Source organism: Elongatibacter sediminis (genome assembly GCF_037892215.1).
Taxonomy (GTDB): Bacteria; Pseudomonadota; Gammaproteobacteria; order Xanthomonadales; family SZUA-36; genus Elongatibacter; species Elongatibacter sediminis.
On the sequence record NZ_JAZHOG010000010.1, the window covers coordinates 98321 to 123579 of the forward strand.

The 25259-nt window shown below is 61.2% G+C and carries 13 protein-coding genes and 1 tRNA gene; 2 read left to right on the forward strand and 12 right to left on the reverse strand.

Annotated elements, in window-relative coordinates:
* From V3330_RS14855 to V3330_RS14865, 3 genes are all read right to left on the reverse strand, one after another.
* Window positions 1-9738 (reverse strand): putative Ig domain-containing protein, encoded by a 9738-nt coding sequence (locus tag V3330_RS14855; protein ID WP_354696227.1) that lies wholly within the window; start codon window positions 9736-9738, stop codon window positions 1-3.
* A 165-nt stretch (window positions 9739-9903) separates the two neighbouring features.
* Complete coding sequence (locus tag V3330_RS14860) at window positions 9904-10881, reverse strand: phosphotransferase (RefSeq protein WP_354696228.1); 978 nt, start codon at window positions 10879-10881, stop codon at window positions 9904-9906.
* Window positions 10882-11012: 131 nt separating this feature from the next.
* Complete coding sequence (locus V3330_RS14865) at window positions 11013-11192, reverse strand: YgaP family membrane protein (RefSeq protein WP_354696323.1); 180 nt, start codon at window positions 11190-11192, stop codon at window positions 11013-11015.
* Window positions 11193-11363: 171 nt separating this feature from the next.
* Between V3330_RS14865 and V3330_RS14870 the strand changes: the two genes are divergently transcribed.
* Window positions 11364-12023, forward strand: coding sequence for a Tll0287-like domain-containing protein (locus V3330_RS14870; protein WP_354696229.1), 660 nt, complete (start codon window positions 11364-11366; stop codon window positions 12021-12023).
* A 156-nt stretch (window positions 12024-12179) separates the two neighbouring features.
* Here the strand turns inward: V3330_RS14870 and V3330_RS14875 are convergent, their stop codons facing one another.
* The 4 genes from V3330_RS14875 to V3330_RS14890 form a co-directional block, all read right to left on the reverse strand.
* On the reverse strand, window positions 12180-13184 hold the full coding sequence (locus V3330_RS14875) for an IPTL-CTERM sorting domain-containing protein (RefSeq protein WP_354696230.1): 1005 nt from the start codon (window positions 13182-13184) through the stop codon (window positions 12180-12182).
* A gap of 277 nt (window positions 13185-13461) precedes the next feature.
* Window positions 13462-14826 carry an IPTL-CTERM sorting domain-containing protein gene (locus V3330_RS14880; RefSeq protein ID WP_354696231.1) on the reverse strand — a complete coding sequence of 455 codons (1365 nt, stop codon included), beginning with the start codon at window positions 14824-14826 and terminating at the stop codon, window positions 13462-13464.
* A gap of 296 nt (window positions 14827-15122) precedes the next feature.
* A complete protein-coding gene (locus tag V3330_RS14885; protein ID WP_354696232.1) occupies window positions 15123-17558 on the reverse strand; it encodes an IPTL-CTERM sorting domain-containing protein in 2436 nt (811 codons plus the stop codon).
* A gap of 348 nt (window positions 17559-17906) precedes the next feature.
* A complete protein-coding gene (locus V3330_RS14890) occupies window positions 17907-20774 on the reverse strand; it encodes an IPTL-CTERM sorting domain-containing protein (protein ID WP_354696233.1) in 2868 nt (955 codons plus the stop codon).
* Between the two features lie 639 nt (window positions 20775-21413).
* On the opposite strand from V3330_RS14890, the gene V3330_RS14895 reads away from it, so the two are divergent.
* Entirely contained in the window at window positions 21414-22199 is a 786-nt protein-coding gene (locus tag V3330_RS14895; protein ID WP_354696234.1) for a fimbrial biogenesis chaperone, read from the forward strand.
* Between the two features lie 35 nt (window positions 22200-22234).
* On the opposite strand, the gene V3330_RS14900 is transcribed toward V3330_RS14895, so the two are convergent.
* The 5 genes from V3330_RS14900 to pal form a co-directional block, all read right to left on the reverse strand.
* Window positions 22235-22310: transfer RNA gene (locus V3330_RS14900), tRNA-Lys, on the reverse strand.
* A gap of 127 nt (window positions 22311-22437) precedes the next feature.
* A complete protein-coding gene (gene queC / locus V3330_RS14905) occupies window positions 22438-23124 on the reverse strand; it encodes a 7-cyano-7-deazaguanine synthase QueC (RefSeq protein WP_354696235.1) in 687 nt (228 codons plus the stop codon).
* Window positions 23121-23801: a 7-carboxy-7-deazaguanine synthase QueE gene (gene queE, locus V3330_RS14910; RefSeq protein WP_435791835.1), complete on the reverse strand. Its 681-nt coding sequence runs from the start codon at window positions 23799-23801 to the stop codon at window positions 23121-23123. Before queE ends, queC begins: the two co-directional genes overlap by 4 nt.
* A 52-nt stretch (window positions 23802-23853) precedes the next feature.
* Window positions 23854-24702, reverse strand: coding sequence for a tol-pal system protein YbgF (gene ybgF / locus V3330_RS14915; protein ID WP_354696236.1), 849 nt, complete (start codon window positions 24700-24702; stop codon window positions 23854-23856).
* 2 nt (window positions 24703-24704) lie between these two features.
* The gene (pal, locus tag V3330_RS14920; protein WP_354696237.1) at window positions 24705-25229 is read right to left on the reverse strand and encodes a peptidoglycan-associated lipoprotein Pal; all 525 of its coding nucleotides are present in this window, start codon (window positions 25227-25229) and stop codon (window positions 24705-24707) included.
* Between the last annotated feature and the right edge of the window lie 30 nt (window positions 25230-25259).

The window sequence follows — 25259 nt, forward strand, 5'->3', positions numbered from 1 at the left end:
TCACGGCGCACATAGTCCAGCTCTTCCACCCCCACATGGTACGGTATGGGGGCTCCATATGGGATCGCCCCCAAACATGTGCGGAGCTCTCAATAACGCTGCGGGTATCTGGAGCGGGTTTGCGATATTCAACCCACCAAAGACATGCACAGCATCACCAAATTGCGCTCTCGAGGTGACTTGAAATCGCCCTTCGCTCCCCAAGAACCTGCGAGCGAACGCAGCATTGATCGGCGCACCATGCAATGCAACCCGACTGACACTCGACAAGTTCAGACCTGTAGCCTTGGCCAACCTGAGCGCACTCGCCGTAATAGCCCCTCCCTGACTATGGCCAACAAGTGTCAACCCGGTTACACCATTTTCTGATGCCACATGAAGGGACTGAGCCAAACTCTTGGCGAGATCTGAATGAGCAATACCCGTATGGGCACCAATCACATCCAGTGCCGCTTCTCTCAGATCACCCATGAAGCTGACCGACCTGTTGAAATTTAAAATATACTGCGATTCAAGCAGTTTAATTTGATGGAGATGCGAGGTTGCGTTGCCAATTCCATCCTGCAGAGTATTGAGCATTCCATTGCTGAATAGAACGTCCCCATCTCGGAAATCTGCCATAGACATTGGACTGATATCCACGAACTTTCCGGTTGCAGGGTCTACACTTACCCGATAGAAACCCTCTCCTGGACCACCAGGACCGTATAAGTGCTTCAGTGAGTCTTCTGAGGGTATTACTTGGGAAGAATCCAAGGCTCCAGTTCCGCCATACTGTGTGAACACCCTGTTTAAGCCGAATAGGGCAGCGCCCACAAATGCCCCGACCACGGCTCCCTTCATGCTTCCACTGCCAATCGCTCCTGTGATGAACCCGGTCAGCACCGCCTGGGCGAAGGAATTGGTAATGCCCATCGCTGCCAACCAACCACCACTTCCGGGCAGCATGATGGAGAGACCCACCGCAGCAATCACCCTCCCCCAGCGCTTGAAGAAGCGCTTCAGGCCGAAATTTCCGGTCGGGTCCGTGTAGGAAAGGGGGTTATTGAATACGTAGGTGTAACGATTCAGGCTTTGGGAGTTCCGCGGGGCCTGAACCAGGGGGTCGGCCTGCAGAAAGCGGCCCAGTTTCGGGTCGTAGATCCGGCCGTTCATGTGGACGATACCCATGCCGTCCGCGTGCTCGTGCCCGGTAAAGCCGCGGGTCGAGAAACGATTCAGGGTCTGTAGTGTGGACACCGACGGCCGGGTTCGCCCGTCCGGATTACGGCGTTCACCGAAAGCACTGAAGTACATACTGAACGAACCACCAGCGCGTTCGGACTCGTCGACCACCGTATGAATCGAGCCCAGGTGGTCACGCAGCAGATACCAGACGTGTGAAGCACCGGTCGCGGGGTAATAATCGACCAGGGCGACCCCGTCGATATGCCGCTTGAAATAGGGCTGTGCGCCGGGTTCGGAAATGCGTTCGACACTGCCGAAATACCAACGGGTGGTAGCGCCGTCCACGTTGTTCTGATCCTCGCGGCGAATGCGTTTCTGGCCGGTGCCGTAGACGAACCGCGTCTCCTGACTTCCATCTCTAATCCATTCGGCACGATCCGAAACCGTGTAGTCGATCAGCCGTCCGTCTGTGGAACCGGTCTGGTTGCCGTTGGCATCATAGGTGTAGGCTGTCCCGCCTGCCCGGGTGACGGCATGCGGACCGGCCCCATTTGCACCGTACAGGTATTCACCCACATCGGATTTGTGCACAATGTTTCCGGACGCATCGTATTCTAGGCGCAAGGTCTCCACAGCCTCCGCCCCTTCAGAGCTCAGCATCACCGACTTCAGCCGATTCATCAGGTCATATCGAAAGGTTTCTTGCAGGTCGCGGCTGCCCGACGTGTCGTGCCGGCCCAGCAAATTGCCCAGGCTGTCGAACTCGTAGCTGAGCCGCTGAATCTCCACGCCATCGGATCCGTATGCATCGAGCGCCACCAGCCGACCCGAAGCCGTGTCGTACTCGGCGTACGCTTCCAACCCGTCTCCGAGAATGACCTGGGTGGCATTGCCGCGCGCGTCCTGGCCACGCACCCATTGATAGGCGGCGCCGGCGACACCTTCACGCGCTTCCTGCCGTTTCTCCAGATAGCCGTAGGCATTGTAGTGATATCGGATTCCCCGGCTGTCGCCTGAGGCATCGAACTGTTGAAAGACCCGCCCGTACTGGTCAAAGGTAGTACGTTCGGTCAACGCAAGCGCACCTTGAGATGATGTATTCGCGTTCATACGACCGAGCTCATCGTAGGCAAACTCCTGAGCATGAACCCACTCACCCGCAGTGCCGTTGCGCAATTTTCGTGAGCGTAACTGGCCTTTGCCTTTCACACCTGATGTCGAGTCGTTAATCCATTCGGTCTGCTCGGTGGTCACGGTCTGGTAGGACTCATCCTCCAGACTGGATACCCCAGTGCGTTCATAGCGCCGTGTAACCCGGCCCATCAGGTCGTGTTCCAGGTCGATGGCCTGGGACTTCGCATCGAGCTGGCGAGTGACTTCACCCAGGGCGTTGTAAGCGTAGTGCGAGATTCCCTTGTCCGGATCGGACAGCATCGTGCGATGGCCGGCAAGGTCATAACTCATGCTGACCTGCACACCATCTGCACCGACCAGCCGGACCAGATTTCCCACCGCGTCGAAGTGGTAATCGATTCTGCCGCAATCGGCATCGACCACGGATACGACTTCCCCCAGAGCGTTGCTGATTTCAAGCCTGCGTTGTCCCAGCCCGTTGCGGCTGAGTACTTGCCGAGGACCTCCCGGCACGCCGCAGAAGGTCGCGGCTGCATCGAAGTCCATGATCAAGTCGTTACCATCGGCAGCCTGCACAGCCCTGACGCGACCGGCCGCATCATAGGTGGTTTCAGTCCAGTAAGGCGTGGCGCCAGCGAAGTAAGGCACCGACTCACGCACCTTGCGGCCTGCCTGGTCGAACTCCGTATCGACGCGGACCATCGTGCCGTCGAACCCGGGGTTCGCCTGGCGAATTATCTGACCTGTTCGATCGAAACATGTATAGCGCGCGCCGCTGCCGCCAGCCGTCTCAATGGTGTGCCAGGCCGTGTTGGACTGAGGACAATGAACCCCCGACCCGAAGGACATCCGGGTCTTGCTCCACGCGCCGGTTTGGTTCCAGGTTACGAACGGCCGCCCCAGGTCGTCGGCGGCCGATACCGACAACACACCGTCGATGTTGCGCGACTGCATGATGTTGCCGAACACATCGCGCCGCAGCACGACGAGCGTGGACTGGCCATACGAGTTGAAGGTCTGGTTCACAAACCGCCCCAGACTGTCATACGTGTCCCTGCGGGTGCGGCTCGCCATACCCGCCCCGGTTACAGTCGTCACAATCCGGTTGCCAAACGAGTCGAGTACATAATCAGTGTTCACTTCGAGCGCTGCGTTACCGGGCTCGAGCGTCTCCCCGGTCAACTGGGCCGTGGCGGTTGAATAGGTATAGGTCACGTTGCGGGTCGTGGAAGAAGCGACTGGTCTCTGGTGCACCACGGACTCGGCAAGAACTCGTCCGATTCGCCAGTTATCGCGATCATTGAACCAGGTACGTCGGGTCGTCAGGGTGGACACCGGCATGCCGGCATCCTGTTCCCAGGTCTGCACCACCGTGCTATCGGGGTTGCCGTAAGGATTCGCTACCGTGGTCGTCGACAAAATCTTGTGACTGAAGTCACCCGCCAGGGTGTAAAAGCGTTCCAGTCGCCTGGCTGGATAAATGAACCGGGCAGGTGCCGCCGATCCCTCCGATCGCGAAGCCCACTCGTTGACCGCATGGCTTACCAGCACACCGCTGGTCCCGGCGGGAACTCCAGAATCGGAGGTCACTGCTCCCCAAACTATCGGTGCGCGGGACCAGGGATCGTTGATCGGATCAAACCTTTCGCTGTCGCCAGACAGATAGCGGGTTTCACTGCCCACCATTCCCACGAAAGGGAAGTCCTGGCGATAGCGCGTGTGCGAGCGGATCTTCAGGAGCGGATCCCAGGCGATGACTTCGGCGAACCCGAGAAAACCCCGTCCCGAGGTCTGTAACCGGGCACCCACGTAGTGATAACGGGATATCCGTGTGGCGTTCGCATTGGCAGCCTGCGGTGCGCTGACGGCCACTTCACTGACCACGTACAACGGGGCGATGAAGTCATAGGCTGCGAAGCCACCCCAATCCATAGAAGCCGCGTTGCGCAACCGCGTGTAAACCTGGGCATCAGTCAGCGGCCGGTAGTCCAGAATTGTTTCGGCGCCGAAACCATCGGTGATACGGCTGAGCCGATTTACCGCCAGTGACGATGATCCATCAGCCGAGTTGACTCCGGCATAGAATCGGGTGGTCGTCGATCGTACACGGCCGCGGGAATCGAGATCGATAAACAGGTTATCCAGCATGCCATCACCGTCGAAGTCCGCCAGCAGACTCTGGTCGAACTCCTCGGCGTTACCAAACCGGATTCCGGTATTCCGCGCGGATGCGAAGGCGTGGCCAAACTGATTGTCATGCTGCTGCCAGGTGGCGCCCGAGGAACTCAGGGAACTTGGATAGATCAGCTCGGGGAATCCATCGCCGGTCATGTCGACAAAGCCGGCCCGACTGCTCTGGGCGAAGTCGGAGAATTCAACCAACGGCACCGACTGAGGAAGAAAACCCGCACCGGAATTCAGCCGATACCGCCAATCGTAGAATGCATCCAGAAACGCAAAATCAGCCAGCCCGTCGGCATTGATATCCGCCGGCATTGCCCGGCGCACGGCCGGCAGGTCACTGAATGGTTCACAGGCGTCGGCAACGGTGCAATCGGTACCGGTGCCCACCACACCGGCTTGCACGAAACCGTTCTGGCCATCGGCCAGCAACACAAGGTAGAAGCTGGCCCAGGCCTCGGAAGTCGATTGAATGGATTTCACATCACCATTCTCCGGTTGCTCGATGGCAAACCGCGTCAGCACCGTGGTCGATCCTGCGGGCGTGTCCACCGCCGCACTGCAGGAATTACCACAGCCGATGTAGCGGCGGCTCAGCCGCACGAGCAGATCCACCCGGCCATCCCCGTCGTAATCGAACGGGCGCGCAAGGGCCGCGCCGGAGGCATTGGTATTCTGCAACCGGGTTAAAGCGTCATCCCGCTGCCACCCACCGGACGATTGCGCCGGAAACAGGGATGTATCCACTGCGACCGCCAGGGGAACCGGCGCATCGAACTCCACGGATCCGGGAACGGCGGGGGAATAGCGATTGCGCAGCCAGACCAGTTCGTTTTCACCGGAACCATCTGCCCGCTGGGTTAGCAGGTCACTGAGGCCGTCACCGTCGAAATCCATGACGCGAACCAGGGGCGGATTACTCAGATTGCAGCAGCCACCACCCACACTGATTTCCTCCGACAAGCGTGTTTCGTCGGACAGTCGCGCTCTCCAGCCATTGGCGGTGGGATAGACCAAATCCTGAAACCCGTCTGCGTTCAGATCGATGGCGTGAACCCGGACCGGCGCGTGATCAGTGCCGTCCGATGGAATCGGATACCCCTGTCCGCGGGCACCGAAGCCCCCGGAAGGCAACGCCGGCGCCACTTCGAGAACAAAGCCCTTGCCCTGTCGCCGGGTGAGCAGCAAATCGGGGCGGCCGTCGCCGCTGACATCGGCAACCGCGGTGGCTACGTGCTTGCTGTCAAACAGGCCGCCTACCGAGACTCCACTGCCATTGATCGCGTGGCGGCTCGGTTTCCAGTCAAAACGGGTGGGCGGGAAGCACCGTGAAGCGCCAGAGTCACGGCATTCCGTGAGCGAGGTCAGCACTCTGCGCCCCTGACCGTCATCCGCGTAATTCAGCAGATAGCTGCGCAGAGATTCGAGCGACCTGTTGGCGTTGACCCGGGCACGTGAGTCGACGCGTGTAATCAGCCGCGTCTGACTCTGGCTCGATCCCGCCAGATACGCAGTCGTCGCATCCGGCCTGCCGGCACCGTAATGAAATTCGATCTCGGCGTACGCAGCCGTGTTCGCCCGTTCATTTCCGGTATAAGTGACCTTGTCGAGCGTGAACTCCACAGGCGACGTTGAAGCCCCTCCGAGCTCATCGTAGTGATAATCGATGTAGTTGCCGGACGTATCGGTCATTCGGTTTCGTGCCCATAAAAGCGCCGTGCCGCCATCGCCCGGTCTGCGCGCTTCGATGAACGAATCGGACGTACGACCGAAATCTTCGCGGGTCCCATTCTTGCGCCAGACGGTAAAGTAGGCGGGACCGCCGCCAACATCGCCCATCGATACGATACGGGCGATTCCATCCACTTCCGTGCGGTATTCCGCGCCATTCTCTCCATAGGCGCCACTGACTACGACCAGTCGCTCGCCATCCAGGCAGAAGCGATCGGCGCCGGTCAAGGTCACGCCGCGAGTCGCTTCGGGCCCATCCACTGCAATCGTGGCCGGACAACGGGTGATCATTGAGGTCCCGGACAGGGTCCAGCCCATTCCCAACGGCCCATTGCCGTGGCTGCTGGAATAGACGAAAGCCAGATCCGGCGCGAACCCGCCCGAACCGGGTGCGGCAAGAATGGGTATGCGGTACTGGGCATTACCGGTTTCATCGACGGCAAACGCGCCGGCCGTGCTACCCACGCGTGATGACGCCGCTGAAGGTGTCATCGACGGCATGGCAGCAGGAGCCGGCGGCACCTCCGGGTTGGCGTCACTGCCCGGCGCGGTTACCGTCCACATGAAATGCGCCGGCTCTGAATCCTCCTGACCGTCGTTGGCGACAACCCCGACCGTATAGTTTCCCGCCGGTGCCGTCAGTTCGCCTGCCAGCGTACATTCCTCAGGCTCGGAGATTCCGGCCGGCAGACCACTGAAGGAGCAGGTCACCGGATCACCGTCCGCATCGGCAACGGCGATCGAAAAGGTTGCCACGGCCGTGCCGGCCACATGTTCCTGGTCTTCCGGCTGCGTGATGACCGGGGGCGTATTGGGCGAAGACACGGATTGGACCGTCCAGTTGAACGCGGTCTGTGCGGTCAGACCATCGTCGTCAGTCACGGTAACCGTAACCCGGTACGGACTGGCGTCGGCCGATCCGGGCGCGAGGGTGCCGGAAATAATACCGCTGCTCCCGATGACCAGATTGGCCGGCAAATTCCCACCCGCGCTGTAGGAAACAATGCTGCCGTCCGCATCGAAGGCAGAAACGGAAAGCGACACGCTGTCGCCTTCCTCGTGGCTTTGGTCGTCGATGGGATCGATCACCGGCGGCTGGGGTGGCGTTCCACTCGAAGGCCGAAAACCGATATCCGCCTGACCGTAAATGATCCACGAAATGCTGTTGGTGGGGATGGCATCCCAGTTCGAGGAGGTGTTGGCCGATGTGCCCCCGAGGATGGTGATGTCGCCGAAGGTCTGAGGCAGGCTCACACCGTAGCGGTACGATGCGCCACTCCCCTGCAGATAGGCTGCGACCGTGTACTCGACTCCCGCGCGGACTGGCACCGGTTCAATCGCAACATGATTCCAGCGGTTGTCTGAACCGATCCACACGGACGCGAGGCGCCGGCCGCTTGAACGCTCGTACAGCCGGACCAGCCTGACGCCCGAGAAATATCCTCCCAGACGCACGATTGCACCATCCACCGCGGGTACGAAATGGTAACCGAGCGCGTAATCCCAACTCTGATTCTCCCCCAGCGTGCCGTACGCGTTTTCCGACCATGGAAACTGAATGTCTTCCGGATCCTCTTCGATCGGCGGTACCGTCCATTCGAGCCCGGGCGCCGGCGCGCTGCACACGCCGTCCGCTTTACAGGCCGCGACACGATACACATGAGTGCCGAACGGACCCGATGACTTGCTGAATTGACGGCTGCGGTTGCTACCCGGCGAGACGGAGTAAGTCGTACTGGCACCTGCCGGATCGACTTCCGTGAGTTCGTAATGATCGACTTGAGCCGACTGGCTGTGCTGCCACGACAACTGGTAGCGGCGGGCGGAAAAATCGAGCCATTCGACAACCAGGTCAGTGGGTGAGACGAGGGTTGGTCCGGCTTGCTCGACGGTAAACGGGCCGGTCTGGGCCAGCAATGTGGACTGCGAAGTCCCCTTCATGCGCAACTCGAAACGGTAAGTGCCCGCCTGGGTCAGAACGGCTGAAAAGTCCTCAACGGCCGGAAATGCGGAACCGTTTACCAGGTTGCTTTGCTGATTCTCCAGATTTCGAACATGCACGGCCGCTTCGGGATAATGACCGTCGGTGAACCAGGTCAACGGCACCTCGCATTCGGCAACCGCATCACTGATCTGGCAGCGGTCACTGCCCCTGAACCAGATGCGGTGAAAGCTGGCGCGCTTACGCAGCAGGAATGGAAAACTGGCGCTTCCGTAACGAACCCGGTGCCCGTCGGGAAGAATGTAGTCAAGCCACAGTTTCGCCGCTTCGGTGCCGCTGAATTCCCGATAGCCATTGCGGTTCGAGAGACTGGCAGTCCTATCCGCGTCACACCCCGACTCGTGAAAAAATATCCGGCCCGATTCGTTCGGCGCATACCCCTGATAAGGATAGTAAAAGCACAGACTGGTCCTCGCCGGATCAGGATCCCCATAGTACGAAGCCTGCATCCAACCCGGATCACCCGCCGCATCGAAGAACACCACTTCGACGGCTTCACTGATGGACCCGACATCCGCGGCGACCAGAGCCGTATCGGACGAAAGTGCAGACCACAGGCCAGCAAAATGGCTCGCGAGGTCGTCACCCGACCCGTCGGTTCCGGCGAGAAGCCGTATGGTGTCCTCCCCTTCGAGGTGTTGCCGCCCGAAATCCATCGCCCAATCGACCTGTGCCGTCGTTCCAGCGGAATCGAAGGTCACCGTTACATTTCCAGAGTCGAACTCACCCCCCGCACGTGTGATGCGGGCGCTCCCGCTGTAAGTGCCGGCTGATGTCCGAGCCAGATTCAGTCGCGCAACGACTGGCCGATAGTCGTCGTAGACCCAGTAGCACTCGCTCCCTCCGCCACCTTCGCCACAATCGCCAGGGCCGTCGAGATACCGTGCTTTGGCCTCATAGGTGTACCAGAACCCCACCAGGTCGTAGCCCGGTCCGTGCAATTCGTGTGATTCAGGCAAACTCAGGCGGCTGGTCCAGTAGAAGCTCCAGCCGTGACCCGATCGATCCGGGTTGCTCCAAAGTCCCGGTGTCAGCAGGCCCGGACCCTCCGCGGCCGTGGATACCCGGAGGCTTTGCGAATGCATCGGCCTTGGCGTGCTCAAACCGGCTTCGATCGCATCACTGATGATGAGCTTGAGTGGTTTGGACGGTTTCCCGCAATCCGGGTAGCCGGAGGCGTCTCGGGTACACGCCTGGACCCGGAAAGTGTAGGTGCCGGGCCGAACCCGATAGAGGCGCGCTTCAGCCACATCGGTGAATCCAAGCCGGCGCGCGCCGGCGTGGTCCTCGGTCAGCCTAAACAGGGGGACCCGCCCATTGCCGTCCACCGTCCAGCGCAACACGGCATGGCCATCGTCCGACACCACCGGCTGAGCGTTGATCCAGCGAGGCTTGGGCTGCGCCTGTGCCGCGGCAGTCCTGACGAACAGACTGGAGAACACAAGCAGAACCATCGTGGCAAAGAGCACACCGACCCGAACGATCGAAGCGGTACCCGAGTTCGAAAAGCTGACTGCAGACATGACTCCCCCTTGCACCCCTCCGAGCCTGTAATCGGCTCGCCGGGTATGTGCGAATGCATTGGATCAGGGCTGCAGAAATAGCTCGCCGGACAATGGCGAATCCATGGGTGATTTACCCGAAAACGGGTTTTGGGGAATTGTCTGACAGCGGCCCGCGGAGATGTCCTACACGGCCGCGGCCACCGGCGGGCGGAGGCGATTGAGCAACCGCCACGCCGGCGCTTCGCTGACGAACCAGTTGGGGTGGTCGGGGTCGATGCGGCGGCGCTCGGCGCACACCGCCAGGGTGTTGGCCAGGCGGGCGGCGACCAGGCCGGGAAGCAGCGCGCGCTCCTCATCGCTCAGCGGGCGAACGGACTCGAAGCCGGCGATCACCGGGGCGGCGGCCGCCCAGGGATCGGGCTCGTCCATCATCTGGTAGGTGATGGCGATGGCCAGTTCGCACACCGAGGGGTTCCAGCAGCAGTCGCCGAAGTCGACCAGTCCGATCAGGCGCTCGCCTCGGATCAGCAGGTTTTCGCGGTTGGCGTCGCCGTGGATGAACTGGTCCGAAAGACGATTCAGAACAGGCGAAATGTCATTCGTAAATTGATGGAATGCCCAGTTCAGAAGCTCGCGCTTCTCCGGCTCCCCGATCAGCCTCACGGCGTCGCGGTGCTGGTCGGCCCGGGCCAGTTCCCAGCGGTGATGACGGTGCGCTTCGGGATGGTCGAAATTGGCCATGATCGCGTCGAACCGAGCCAGATTCCGCCCCAGGTCGAAGCGCAGATTTTCTGATATATCAGTTGTTTCGGGCCACACCGTTCCGTCAATAAAATGTATGACTCTCAACCGCTTGGACCAACTTTCGCAAAGCTCCAACACCGTCTCCAGTTCACCGAATTTATTTTCGTGTATATGAGGGAGACCGAGCCTGATTTCGGATCGGCTGGCGTGTTGCAGGGCGGCGTGCTCGAGGGCCGTGAACTCGGGCGGCTGCTGATCCCCGGCGACTTTCGCCACCCAGCAGCGGCCGTCATCGGCGACGACCTCGAAGTTGAGGTTTTCGCCCGGCAATCGCTGCAAAGTTGCGTTGATCCCGTAGGCCTGATCGAGCGCTTCCCGCACGGCTTTGTCGATGGTTCGCTGCGGGGGTTCGGTCATGACGGATTAGGCGCGATTGGAGGAGTGGGTCGGATCAGAGGTCGGCGCAATTGTTGGCGGAATGTTCGGGTTGACCCGGCGTGCCGGCCGGACTTTCGGTCGACATCACACACACGCCGCGGCCGCCAGATTCAGAAGGCCGGACCGGTGCCAACGCCCAGGCGGCGCAGGATGATGGCCAGCGGACAGAAACCGGTGAACGAGGCCTGGAAGAGATTGAAACCGACAAAGGCCGTCAGCCACAACCAGTACTCGCTGTGCAGCACCGACAAGCCCAGGCTCAGCAGCACCAGCAGACCGGCGATGCGCAGGACCCAGTGGTCGCGGAAGTTGTGGGCGGGCGGCTGGACGGGCGCATTGGTGGGCGAATGGTTGGGCGTGTTGGCGGACATGGGGATTCTCCCTGGTTGCTGTACACTACTTCAGTAATTTCTAATATAATATCAGTACGGCTTTTTTCCAAGTCTCCAGCGAGGTCAACCATGCCAGGCAGTCCAAGACACTCCGCACCGAATCCTTCCGCTCTCCCCGCCCGCACGGATGCCCTGCGTCGTTTCGGCGGGAGCAGCCGCTACCGCATCATCGGCAGTGCGCTGTTGCTGGCGGCCGGGCTGCTGATGCTGACCGCCGCCCACGCGGGCGACGATCCGCGAAAGGCCCTGTCGAAAAACTATGCGCTGCGCCTGCAGTCCGAGCTGGGCGCTCGACTCAAGGCCGCGATGACCACTGGCGGGCCGGTGGCGGCCATTGATGTGTGCCAGGTCGAGGCGCCCGTGATCGCGGCGAAGATGTTGACGGAAAACGGGCCGACGAAAATCGGCCGCACCGCGCTGCGGGTACGCAACCCGATGAATGCACCCGATGAGGAAGCCCGCGTGGTGCTGGAGAACTTCCGCCAGGCCATGGCGGCCGGTGAGACGCCTGCGGCGCATTTCACGGTGCGGGAAGACGGCAGCGCCCGCTACATGCAGGCCATCGGCACCCAGCCACTGTGCCTGGCCTGTCACGGCACCGAGCTCGCGCCGGAGGTGCGCGAGGCGCTGGCGCGGCACTACCCGGAAGATCAGGCCACCGGCTTTTCGGTGGGTGAACTGCGTGGTTCCTTCCTGATCGAGTGGCCGGCCACAGCGGCTACCCCCTGAGTTTCCCGGGCGCCGGCCGGTGCCGTTCAGGTCTGCCACTTCCCCAACGCCCGGCACGAAAAAGGGGCCAGAGCATATGCCCTGGCCCCTGTTCCGTTGCGGTGCTGACTGACGGTTCAGGCTGCTTGGCAGCCCCTTAACCGGTCAGCCCGCCGATCAGGCAAAGCGGCGGAAGCCGACGAAGCCGACACCCAGCATCAACATGGCCAGGATGGCCAGGCCGTACTGGCTCAGGGTCGGAATGCCTTCGAAGAACACCGTATTGGTGATCGTGCACGAAGCGCTGCCGCCGGCGGCGACGGTCAAACTGCCGCAACCGTTGTCGACTTCGACCGCGCTGTCATACACGGTTTCGACCACGTAGCAGTTCGAATCCGGGTATTCCGGAATCACTTCGGCATTGAAGACATCATCGCCTTCACCGTTGAAAGACAGGCACCAGTCGTAGATGGGGATGAGTTGGTTGCTTTCCCCGCCCTTTACGAGAAAGCCACAGCCCGGCGGGCCGATGATGATGTTGTCCGAACCTCCGGCCTGCATCACTTCGAACAGGTTGATACCGCCGATGATTTCGGCATCGCACCACAGGGTCAGGCGGTAGTCGGTGCTGACGTCCTGGGACGTGTCTGAACCTTCGATGATCCAGTCCTTGGTGATCTCGATATCGGCCGGGGCCGGATAGTTGCGGATCACGCAGAGGTTTTCCCAAGGGCTTTGCGAGCCGTTGGCGTTGTCGATGTCCTCGAACACGCAGGGGCCTTCATAAAAACTGTCGTAGTTAATCCCCGACGGATCGCCGACATCGCAACTGCCGCTGACCGCGACGTCGCAGTTGTACGACGCCAGGTACCCGGGAACCGGGGTTTCGGCAATGGTGCAGTCCAGTTCGCCCTGGTCGTACTGCTCGACCACAAACTCCACTTCATACGTCGCCGGGGAACCCAGCGGGCCCGGGACGAGGGTCGCGGTCTTGGACTGATCCAGCGGAATACCGGTGTTGCAGGAGATGTTCAGTTCGACATCGGTATCATCGTTGCCGTCCATGAACAGTTTCTGCACCGTGAAGGTGACGCGGGTATCACCGGGTTCCGGCTCCTGCGCCCACAGTGATCCCGGCAAAGCACACAGCACGAAAGCTGCGAGAAGAATACGATTCAACATGACTCACTCCTCAGTTCGGGGAAAAATTCGCCCACTCAGGCGGCACCCATGCCATTCTCGTGAACCAGCCTCGGCCAGTATGCCGCAGCGGAAATTATGCGCGAAGTGCCGGAATTGTTCAATTTTACGGCCACTTGGCAGCCCCGCGTTCCCTGTCGGAGAACGCAAATGTGTGCTTCCTCGCACAAAAAAACCCCGCGGCAGTCGCCTGCCGCGGGGTTCGATGGGTAGATCAGAGTAAGGGACTTAACCTGACCCCGACGTCGGTCTCAGTGCCTCAGGCGAAGCGCCGGAAGCCAATGAAGCCCATGCCTAGCATCAGCAGCGCGAGCAGCGCCATGCCGTACTGGTTGAGGGTCGGGATGCCTTCGAAGAACACCGTGTTGGTGATGGTGCACGAGGCGCCCTGGCCGGCACTCACCGTCAGGCTTCCGCAACCGTTGTCGACTTCGACCGCGCTGTCGTACACGGTTTCGACCACGTAGCAGTTGGAATTCGGGTATTCCGGAATCACTTCGGCGTTGAACACGTCGTCTCCGTCACTGTTGAACGACTTGCACCAGTCATAAAGGGGAACAATGATTTGACCGCTTTCCACGCCCGGCACAACAAGACCGCAGCCCGGCGGGCCGATGATGTTGCCCGTTCCCGCTCCCTGCGTCATTTCGAACAGGTTGATACCGCCGATGATTTCAGCATCGCACCACAGGGTCAGACGATAGTCGGTGTTCACGCCCTGCGAGCCGTCGGCGCCTTCGATGATCCAGTCCTTCTCGATCACCACGTCCACCGGTGCCGGCGTATTGGTGATGTCGCAGGACAGCTCCAGACCGCCCTCCAGATCTTCGTATGAGCAGCTGGTGTCACTGGTGGTGACCCCGTTGTCGTATCCGGCATCGTAGCCAACGATCCCGGCTTCGGTGATTGCGCAATCCAGTTCACCGCTGTCGAATTCGGTGATCACGAACTCAACCGGTTCACTTTCACTGATGATTTTGGTCTGCTCGAGCGGCAGGCCGGTGTTGCAACTGATCATCACCTCGACTTCGCCCGGGTTGTCGTCGCTGAAGTCCTTGGTCACGTTGATCGTGGTGCGGTTCTCGCCGGCATCGGCGGGGCAGTCGACGACCTGGATGTAGGCTGCGCCACCACCAAACGGGTTGGCGGTCACTTCAATCGTGATGGAATGACTGCCCGGCCCCACCGGAAACACGCCGCTGCTATACGCGGGGTCAGCGAAAGCAACATCCGGATCACCGGTAAAACCGTCCCCCCCCGCCACTGCCGAAGTATTGCCGAGCAATTCGCCATTGTCGTACACCGCAAACTCATCGCCAGTAGCATAGGCGTCGGTCACGTAGACACAATAGCTGCCGTCGAACGTGAAGGGTCCGTCATCCGCGAAAACCGGTTCGCCGTCACCCCAGTTAAATGCCGGCGGCACATCATTGGTTTCATACCATGCCGCCCCCGGTGTAATGGGTCCGCTGTAAAACCCGCCCTGGGGCTCTTCACCATCGCCCAGACCGTCATTCTCGCCAGCCAATACCTGACCCGTCGCACCAAAAAGAACAGCGACGGCGGCCATCGCGGCGCACCGTGCTCTGGAAACAGTCCGTGCTTCCCCAGCCCGAAAACTCATGTGAATTCTCCCTCTTGAAGCGGACCCGGTTACCCGGCCCGTGTTCGAATGATTTCTGCGTCCGCGGAAACGCCCGCTGGCGAAACTGCATTGATGCAAGCGCGAATATACATAAGTTGACACTTCGAGTCCATCGACTGACTGCATTGCAGAGCCTGCGCTTCAGCGTGCTGATGCCCGGATTGTTCAGTGGCATGTCCTGAAATGAAAAAACCCCGCGGCAGTGACCTGCCGCGGGGTTGGAAGTGTGAGATCAGAGCAAGGGACTTACTCTGACCCCGGTTTTACCAATGACCTCAGGCGAAGCGCCGGAAGCCGATGAAGCCCATGCCCAGCATCAGCAGCGCGAGCAGCGCCATGCCGTACTGGTTCAGGGTCGGGATGCCTTCGAAGAAGATCGTGTTGGTCACCGTGCACGAAGCACCCTGACCCGCACTCACTTGCAAACCGAAGCAGTCGTTGTCGACTTCGATCGCGCTGTCGTACACGCGCTCGATGACGTAGCACTCCGAGTACGGATACTCCGGAATCACCTGCGCCTCGTAAAGGTCCGGCGCACTGCCCGAGAAGCTCTTGCACCATTCCGGCTGCACCACGATGATGCCCTGGCCCGATTCCTGTACCGGCTTGAACAGGCCGCAGCCAGGACCAGGCTTGCCGGCCGGCGATTCGACGTTCTCGTCCAGGTTGTAACCGCCGATGATCTCACCCGAGCAGTACAGGGTCAGGTCGTAATCGGTGTCCACCCCACTGGGGTTGCCTTCGAGCACGAAGTCCTTCTCGATCACCACGTCCACCGGATCCGGGTAGTTGCGGATCACGCACTTCATCTCGGCTCCGTTCTCACCGTCGGCGGTGATGTCTTCCCACACGCAGGGACCTTCGAAGAAGTTGTCGTTCGGGATCCCCGAAGGATCACCCACGTCGCAGTCGGTGTTGGCGTTACCGGCGCAGTTGTACGAACCGCTGTAACCCGGCGCCGGCTCTTCGGTCACCGTGCAGTCCAGCTCGCCGTCGGTGTAGCTTTCCACCACGAACTTCACTTCGAACTGACCGTTGCCGAAGTTGCCTTCGTTGTCCGGGAACACCGTGCGGCTCTGATCCAGCGGCAGGCCGGTGTTGCACGAGAGGTTGAGCGTTACCGGCACGTCGTTGTTGCCGTCCATGTAACGCTTCTGCACCTCGAAGGTCGCCCGTGTCGGCGTATTGGTGATGGTGCAGGCGTACGGGTCGGAATCGAAGTTGTCCGCGGTCGGGTCGACGTCGCAGTCGGCCGAGCGCGCAGCTTCGGCGAATCCGTCCGGCACATCCTCGACCACCGTACAGCTGGTGCCGGCACTGGCCGGGTCGATGTCGAAGCGGCGCACCGTCAACGTGGTCGTCGTGGAGCCCTGCTGCGGCGCATAGACGAGCAGGCCGCTGGTGTCGGAACACTCCAGGGTCACGTTCACCGGACCGCCGTCACCCGAGGTGTATTCCTTCATCACATCGAAGCTGGCTTCCGGCCAGCGGATCGACGTGGCCTGGGTGGCCGAGTCATTACTGCTGTTGACGATGGTTTCACCACCGCCACTGCCCGTCACCGAGGCGGTATTGCTCACCACATCGGTGCCTTCGTCCGCGGTCAGCGGCACGTCGAGCACCACGGTGAGTGTTTCCGTTCCACCGGCCGGAATGCTCACCGTCCAGTTGGGGGCTACCCACGAACCCGAACTCGGAGTGACCGAATCGATGGTCACGTTGGCCGGCAGGGTCGTGGAGTCGTTGATCACCAGGTCGGTCACGTCCGAAAAGCCGGAGTTGGTCACCGTAATGGTGTAGGTCAGGTTGTCGTCACCCGAACCGGCCACCACCGCGTCGATGGACTCGGTCTTGGTCACCTCGATGTCCACTTCGCGAGCAATGGAAGTCTGCTGCGCTGTGCTGTTGTTGCCCGTGTTGGTCTCGGTCTGGTCCAGGGCGGAAACATTGGCGCTCAGACTGATGGCGTCCGTGGATACCTCCGCGCTCGGCCCGGCGGTCAGCACGACGGTCAGGGTCTCGTTGGCTCCATTGGCCAGATTTCCGATGGTCCAGGTGCCAGGCCAAGTGCCACTCCAGGTACCGGAACCGGACGGGGTCACGGAATCAACCGTCACTCCTGCCGGCCACATGACCGTGACGCTAGCTGCAACTCCGGTGGCATCGACGCCGCTATTGCCAGCGGTGACCACGTAGGTCAGGTTGCCCGCTCCGGATCCCGCGACCACGGGATCGATGGATTCACTCGAGATGAGGGAAATATCCGCGTCGACATCGTCATTCTCAATGGTGGCGACGCCTGTATCGTCATCAATGAAGAAGCTCGGCGAACCCACGGAGGCACTGGTCAGTTCCAGTTCGAAGGTCTCGTCGGGCTCCGGGGTGGTGTCGCCATTCACCGTCACATTGACGAAATAGGTCTCCACGCCCGAACCGCCATTAACCTGGAAATTACCCGAGGTGTCGTTGTAATCGTTGTCCGCCGCGGTGGCCGTACCGTCGTTCAACTGCCACTGCACCGTGGCAGAAACAGCCAGGTCGCACTGGCAAGTGATTTCAAACTGCACATTGGTCGTGCCGGCATCGCCCTCGGTCACGGTTGGGTTGCTGATCGCCGTTATACGTGACTCCTGAGCCAATGCGGTCGCAGGAATCAATGCCAGCATCATTAATCCCAGCAGCGCAGCACATTGAATCTTAATGAATCTCATCGAGTCTCTCCCTCCAGGTCGCTTGCCACCTTACGGTGGGTGCCCATGCAAGCGCTGCCCCGTTCCAGCACATGCCTTTCGAATCCGCTCCCGGAGTTGTCCGGGCGATTCGGTTCAAATGGTCATTCCACTACTTGATTCGCACGGTCCAAACGTTCCATTCGGATGCGCCAATCCCTCTCGTATTAAGCTTAACATCAATTGTAAAAATATGTCATCGTAGCGCGGGAATCAGCCGCGGGCCGAATCGCTGACAAAACAAAAACCCCGCGGCAGTGACCCGCCGCGGGGTTGGAAGCGTGAGATCAGAGCAAGGGACTTACTCTGACCCCGGTTTTACCAATGACCTCAGGCGAAGCGCCGGAAGCCGATGAAGCCCATGCCCAGCATCAGCAGCGCGAGCAGCGCCATGCCGTACTGGTTCAGGGTCGGGATGCCTTCGAAGAAGATCGTGTTGGTCACCGTGCACGAAGCACCCTGACCCGCACTCACTTGCAAACCGAAGCAGTCGTTGTCGACTTCGATCGCGCTGTCGTACACGCGCTCGATGACGTAGCACTCCGAGTACGGATACTCCGGAATCACCTGCGCCTCGTAAAGGTCCGGCGCACTGCCCGAGAAGCTCTTGCACCATTCCGGCTGCACCACGATGATGCCCTGGCCCGATTCCTGTACCGGCTTGAACAGGCCGCAGCCAGGACCAGGCTTGCCGGCCGGCGATTCGACGTTCTCGTCCAGTTTGTAACCGCCGATGATCTCACCCGAGCAGTACAGGGTCAGGTCGTAATCGGTGTCCACCCCACTGGGGTTGCCTTCGAGCACGAAGTCCTTCTCGATCACCACGTCCACCGGATCCGGGTAGTTGCGGATCACGCACTTCATCTCGGCTCCGTTCTCACCGTCGGCGGTGATGTCTTCCCACACGCAGGGACCTTCGAAGAAGTTGTCGTTCGGGATCCCCGAAGGATCACCCACGTCGCAGTCGGTGTTGGCGTTACCGGCGCAGTTGTACGAACCGCTGTAACCCGGCGCCGGCTCTTCGGTCACCGTGCAGTCCAGCTCGCCGTCGGTGTAGCTTTCCACCACGAACTTCACTTCGAACTGACCGTTGCCGAAGTTGCCTTCGTTGTCCGGGAACACCGTGCGGCTCTGATCCAGCGGCAGGCCGGTGTTGCACGAGAGGTTGAGCGTTACCGGCACGTCGTTGTTGCCGTCCATGTAACGCTTCTGCACCTCGAAGGTCGCCCGTGTCGGCGTATTGGTGATGGTGCAGGCGTACGGGTCGGAATCGAAGTTGTCCGCGGTCGGGTCGACGTCGCAGTCGGCCGAGCGCGCAGCTTCGGCGAATCCGTCCGGCACATCCTCGACCACCGTACAGCTGGTGCCGGCACTGGCCGGGTCGATGTCGAAGCGGCGCACCGTCAACGTGGTCGTCGTGGAGCCCTGCTGCGGCGCATAGACGAGCAGGCCGCTGGTGTCGGAACACTCCAGGGTCACGTTCACCGGACCGCCGTCACCCGAGGTGTATTCCTTCATCACATCGAAGCTGGCTTCCGGCCAGCGGATCGACGTGGCCTGGGTGGCCGAGTCATTACTGCTGTTGACGATGGTTTCACCACCGCCACTGCCCGTCACCGAGGCGGTATTGCTCACCACATCGGTGCCTTCGTCCGCGGTCAGCGGCACGTCGAGCACCACGGTGAGTGTTTCCGTTCCACCGGCCGGAATGCTCACCGTCCAGTTGGGGGCTACCCACGAACCCGAACTCGGAGTGACCGAGTCGATGGTCACATTGGCCGGCAGGGTCGTGGAGTCGTTGATCACCAGGTCGGTCACGTCCGAGAAACCGGAGTTGGTCACCGTAATGGTGTAAGTCAGGTTGTTGTCACCGGAACCCGCCACCACCGCGTCGATCGACTCGGTCTTGGTGACCTCGATGTCCACTTCGCGGGCTACCGAGGTCGCCTCGGTGGCGGTGTCGTCACCGGTGTTGACGATGGTCTCGCCACCGGTCGAACCGGTGAACGTGGCCGTGTCGCTGATCGAGTCGGTTGCGACCTCGGCGTTGGACGCGGCCGTCAGGTACACGTCAAGCGTGGCAGAGCCACCGGCAGGGATGTCGACTCCGCTCCAGTTATAGTTGGGCGATGAGCCGCCGATCAAACCGGTGCTTGGCGAGAGGGACGACACTGTCACACCGGTCGGCAGGGTCAGAACCTCGCTGATGGTGGCACCCGTCACATCCGACAGCCCGGTGTTGGTTACCGTAATCGTGTATTGCAGGTTGTTGTTGCCAGAGCCTGCCACGACCGGGTCGACGGACTCGGTCTTGGTCACCACAATGTCCACTTCACGGGCAATCGAGGTGGTCTGCGCTGTGCTGTCGTTATTGCTGTCCGTGTCCGTCTGGTCCATTGCCGAAACATTGGCGCTGAGGCTGATGACATCGGTGCCCACGGCAGCACTGGGGGAGGCCGTAAACACGATGGTCAGGGTCTCACTGGCGCCATTGGCCAGACTACCGATGTCCCAGGTGCCGGGCCACGTTGCACTCCAGTTACCTGAACCGGACGGAGTGACCGAATCGACCGACACGCCGACCGGCCAGTTCACGGTGGCGCTGACCGTCAGGCCGGTGACATCAGTGCCGCTGGTATTGCTCGCCGTGATGACATAAGTCAGATTGCCCGCTCCGGAACCCGCCACCACCGGATCGATGGATTCGGTCGAGCTCAGAGCGATGTCGGCCTCGGGAACGGTGACCGTGATATCACCGGCGTCGAAACCGGCATCGGGGAATGGATTGTCAGTACCGGTCGGATCGCAGGTCGGCGGGTCGTCTTCGGCGCCCGATGCACCTCCCGAGTAGGTCGTCGTGTTCTTGTAGCCCCACACGCGAACCTCGTAGGTTCCGGCGGCAAGACCACCGGGTACGGTGACCGCAATGACCCGGGAAGGCGAACTGTTGGAGTTCACGATATCGGGCGAGGGAATGTTGGAACACAAGGAGTATTCGGCCGCGCCCCCCCCGGTATTCAGTTCAATTTTGGTTTCGCGCCAATCGTCATTGCTATTGGACAGGTTGGCGTTGACGGTGACGTTGATTGTCTGCCCCGCCACCGGACTCGTATCGTCGATGCTCACCGATGTGATGGATTCGGTGGCCCAGGCCAGTGCCGGCACCATCAACAGTACCGCTATGAGCGTTTGTTTCATGAAAACCCCTAAGTTCCGCACATCCATTGGTCTCTCCGTTTCGGCCAGCGCCGAATTTATTTATCGAGCGGATTTCAAAATTTAGAGAGCAACCCCCGTCCGCGTGTAGGCCGAAAATCCTGCCCTGCTGGCATAGCCAGTACACGCTTTGGCACGCGCAACCCTGCGCCGCACACCCGGATTCCCTTCCGAAGAGCCACTCAAGCTAATAGCTGATTCAGCTATCCGGAGCGTATTGTGCCAACATCGACAGAATTGTCAATTTATGCAAATTCGGCCGGGGCGGCATCGCGTCGCCTCCGCCCACTCAGCATCGCGCCCGCCCAAACCCCGTCACGTCGCGCCCAGTCACGCCCCGTCACGCCCCGTCACGCCCCGTCACGCCCCGTCACGTCAGTCTGTGACAAAAGCTGTCGGCCCGGGAACCCCGTCACCTTGGATGCGAGAACCGTAACTCTTTGTTGTAATGCGTATTTCTATGCATTCCTTTTAGTGGCACGCAGATTGCATTCAGTAAGGCAGGTTGTACGCAAAGGATCCGGAATCGAACGTCCAGGATCGGACTTTCCCGGTTCCCCGCCAACCCACTGAATAAAGCATTTTTCACGGATTGAATAATGCATGTTTCAAGGAGGAACGATGCAGCACTCGACCGTACTATCAACATTTTTCCGCAGCGCGGCGGCCATCGGCCTCGCTCTGTCCCTCTTCCCGGGATACGCCCGGGCCGACACGCTCATCGTCGAACCGGCGGAACTCAGCCTGTCCGCGGTGCGGCCGGCCACGGACATCGTGGTTCGCAATCCGGGCAGCCAGGAAGCCGTCGTGAATTTCGAAGTCCGGCAGTGGACCCAGGACAACGGCCGCGAACGGCTGACCCCGTCTACGCGCCTGATCCTGCATCCGGAGCGGGTCAACATCAAGCCCGGCGATGTCGCCCGGATCCGGGTCGGACTCCGGTTGTCGGGGCCGCGCTGGGAAGAAGAAGCTTTTCGCATCATGGTCACCGAAACACGGGAGGTGACCGACGCGGGATCCCCTGCGTCACTCACGATCCGGCGACGCGTGTTCCAGCGCGCGGACATTCCGCTGTTTCTGCGGCCGCCCGGCCGGGTCAATCCGCGCTTGCGCTGGAGCATCGAACGCAATCCGGCCGGCGAGGTGGTTCTGCAGGCGGGTAACAGCGGCAAGGCCCACGTGCGCTTGCACTCGGCCAGCCTGCAAGGCCCCGGCGGCCACTCCATCCATAAACGCAACATGTCCGACTACCTGCTGCCGGGCGGTACACGCACCTGGGTACTGGCGCCGGATGCCGCCGCCGGACTGTGGCAGTTGACGGCCGACACCAATGCCGGCCCGATGGAAGCGCGACTCGAACTGGAACCGAACATGACTGCTGCCCGGGCGCTGTCACTGGCACCCTAGGCTGTTGGCGGGATTGCATTGCACTCCGGGAAAAATGGTGGGCCGTGAAGGACTCGAACCTTCGACCAATGGATTAAAAGTCCACTGCTCTACCAACTGAGCTAACGGCCCGCCGGAGGGAGGCGGCATTTTAGGGGAAAAGAATGGCCGCCTCAAGTTGCCCACGGCGGCGGCGGGCGGAGCCGCAGACGCCGTTCAGCGGCCGGGTCGATCCGGCATTCACGGACACTTGCCAAAGTTAACGATAGCGGGTCGGGTCCGGCAGTCCGGCAGCTTCGAATCCGGCGCGGCGAATACGGCAGGAATCACACACGCCGCAGGCCTGTCCCGCGTCATCCGCCTGGTAACACGACACCGTCAGCGCGTAGTCCACGCCCAGTTGCGTTCCGCGACGAATAATCTCCGCCTTGGTCAGATCGATCAGCGGTGTGAAGATGCGAATCGGCCGCCCTTCCACCGCGGCCTGGGTCGCCAGCCGCGCCAGGTGCTCAAACGCGGCTATGAATTCCGGACGGCAATCCGGGTAACCCGAGTAGTCCACCGCGTTGACGCCGATGCCAATCACCTCGGCGCCGATCACTTCGGCGTGCCCCAGCGCCAGCGCCAGCATGATCGTGTTGCGCGCCGGCACGTACGTCACCGGAATACCCGTGCTGCCGTTCTCGGGCACATCGATATCCGCGGTCAGGGCGGACCCACCGATGGCCCGCAGGTCCACCCGCACCACCTTGAGCGGAACCCCGGCCGCCGCGCACACCCGCTCGGCGGCCCGAAGCTCGGCGGAATGGCGCTGGCCGTAATCAACCGCCAGTGCATGACACTCGAGACCTTCAGCACGGGCCATGGCCAGCACCGTGGCGGAATCGAGCCCGCCGGAGACCAGCACCACGGCGTGGGCAGGGTCGTTGCGCGCGGAAGGATTCATTTACCCGGCACGTCGCCCCACAAAAGCTTGTGCAACTGCACCTGGAAACGAACCGGCAGGTGGTCCGCCAGGATCCAGTCGGCCAGGTCGGTGGCTTCGACCTCACCCCACGCCGGCGAAAACAGGACCTCGCAGCGTTCGGCGAGCGCGTGCTCGGCGACCCGGTCGCGCGCCCACTCGTAGTCGCCGCGGGAACAGAGGACGAACTTGACCTGGTCGCGGGGCGTCAGCGCCGCCAGGTTATCCCATCGATTCCGGTCCGATTCGCCGGAATCGGGGGTCTTCAGATCCATCACGCGGATGACCCGTTCATCGGCCTGACGAATGTCGACCGCGCCGCTGGTTTCCAGGGATACGCTGAAGCCAGCATCGCACAACCGGCTCAACAGCAGACCGCAACGCTTCTGGGCCAGCGGCTCTCCGCCCGTTACGCACACATGCCGCGTACCGTGCCGGCCAATCTCCTGCAGGATGTCGTCCATGTGCATCCAGTCGCCGCCGGTAAAGGCATAAGCGCTGTCGCAGTAAGTGCAACGTAATGGACACCCGGTCAGGCGCACGAACACGGTCGGCAGTCCGGCCTGGGCCGCCTCGCCCTGCAGGGAATGGAAGATTTCGGTGATTTTCAGCATGCCCTCGCGCGATTCGGGGACATACCGCTCGGCGGCGGTGTTCATGGGGCTATTCTAGCCGGTCCACGTGGTGGGCCGAAGCACACCACCGGACGGATCAGTAATGACCTTCCATGCGCATGCTGCGCAGCCGATTTTCCGCCAACCGCGCCAGGGTGGTGTCCGGGTAATCGGCCTGAACCTGGGCCAGTGCGGCCCGGGCCTGATCCCACTGCTTGAGTTCGTAGTGGGTGTAGCCGATCTTGAGCAGTGCGTCCGGCACCTTGCTGCTCTGCGGAAATTGCTCCAGCAGGCGCTGGAACGCAGACAGGGCGATGTCGTAATTACGCGTCACGTAGTAGGACTCACCCAGCCAGTACTGGGCGTTGTCGGCGTAGTCGCTTTGCGGGTAACGATCGAGAAAGCCCTGAAACTCCTGGGCGGCGTCCGCGTAGCGCAGTTCCTTGAGCGCCTGGAAGGCCTGCTCGTAGGCGGCTTTTTCCGCTTCCGGGCTGGCCGCAGCGGCCTGGCTGCTGACCGACGGAGTGCCGAGCGGAACGGTTTCGGACGGGGTTTCGAGCGGGGCCCGAACTTCGGGACGCTCCTCGACCGGAACGCCCTCGGCGCCGGCAACCGTGCCAGCGACGGCGCCCGGATCCGCGGCGGCATCGGCCGCGGCGCCGACCGGCGCCATATCCGGCGCGCGCAGACCGGAAATACGCTGATCCAGATCCAGATATTGATCGCGCTGGCGCTGACGCAGATTGTCGAGTTCGCGCTGCAGTTCCTCGACCTGGCCGCGCAGGCTACGGACTTCGTCCTGCAGTTCCTGCACCTGAATGACAAGATTGGCGGTGACATTGCCGCCCGTGTCCGCCGGGTCGGTCTGCGCCAGGAGGGGAGCCGAAACCATAATGGCCAGCACAAAGCTGGCCATCATGGCTTTTTTAACGCTGCTTTCGAACATGCTCAACGCGCGGTGTACACGATCTCCACGCGACGGTTCTGCGACCAGCAGTCGTCGTCGCTGACCCGGCATACCGGGCGTTCTTCACCGTAGCTGACAACGGTCAACTGGTTGCCGCGAGCACCCTGTGCGGACATCAGGCCCATCGCGGAATTACCGCGGCGTTCGCCCAGGCCCAGGTTGTACTCACGGGTACCACGTTCATCGGCATGTCCTTCGAGCGTGACACGAGCCGTGGAGTGCGCGGCGAGATAAGCGGAGTGCGCTGACAGTACCGGACGATATTCCGGCTTGACGACCGATTTATCGAAATCGAAATAGATCACGCGCTTCGACAACAGGCTTTCCGGGTTGTCGAAATTGCGGGAATCGGTGTAGTCACGCGGGTCAGGAGCGGCCTCAGTCACCACCGGCGGAGTGGTGTCCTCCACCACCGGCGCCGGCTCATCCGGCTTCGGTTTGGGCTGGCAAGCCGCAATCGCCATCGCAACCGTGATTGCCACGAGCCATCGCAGAGCGGTGTTCATTTATTACCTCCTGGTTTTTGTTACATGCGC

Bases quoted from the DNA above. Each gene is read 5' to 3' on its own strand.
- V3330_RS14855 (WP_354696227.1), bottom strand. From the start codon at position 9,738: ATGTCTGCAGTCAGCTTTTCGAACTCGGGTACCGCTTCGATCGTTCGG.
- V3330_RS14860 (WP_354696228.1), bottom strand. From the start codon at position 10,881: ATGACCGAACCCCCGCAGCGAACCATCGACAAAGCCGTGCGGGAAGCG.
- V3330_RS14870 (WP_354696229.1), top strand. From the start codon at position 11,364: ATGCCAGGCAGTCCAAGACACTCCGCACCGAATCCTTCCGCTCTCCCC.
- V3330_RS14875 (WP_354696230.1), bottom strand. From the start codon at position 13,184: ATGTTGAATCGTATTCTTCTCGCAGCTTTCGTGCTGTGTGCTTTGCCG.
- V3330_RS14880 (WP_354696231.1), bottom strand. From the start codon at position 14,826: ATGAGTTTTCGGGCTGGGGAAGCACGGACTGTTTCCAGAGCACGGTGC.
- V3330_RS14885 (WP_354696232.1), bottom strand. From the start codon at position 17,558: ATGAGATTCATTAAGATTCAATGTGCTGCGCTGCTGGGATTAATGATG.
- V3330_RS14890 (WP_354696233.1), bottom strand. From the start codon at position 20,774: ATGAAACAAACGCTCATAGCGGTACTGTTGATGGTGCCGGCACTGGCC.
- V3330_RS14895 (WP_354696234.1), top strand. From the start codon at position 21,414: ATGCAGCACTCGACCGTACTATCAACATTTTTCCGCAGCGCGGCGGCC.
- queC (WP_354696235.1), bottom strand. From the start codon at position 23,124: ATGAATCCTTCCGCGCGCAACGACCCTGCCCACGCCGTGGTGCTGGTC.
- queE (WP_435791835.1), bottom strand. From the start codon at position 23,801: ATGAACACCGCCGCCGAGCGGTATGTCCCCGAATCGCGCGAGGGCATG.
- ybgF (WP_354696236.1), bottom strand. From the start codon at position 24,702: ATGTTCGAAAGCAGCGTTAAAAAAGCCATGATGGCCAGCTTTGTGCTG.
- pal (WP_354696237.1), bottom strand. From the start codon at position 25,229: ATGAACACCGCTCTGCGATGGCTCGTGGCAATCACGGTTGCGATGGCG.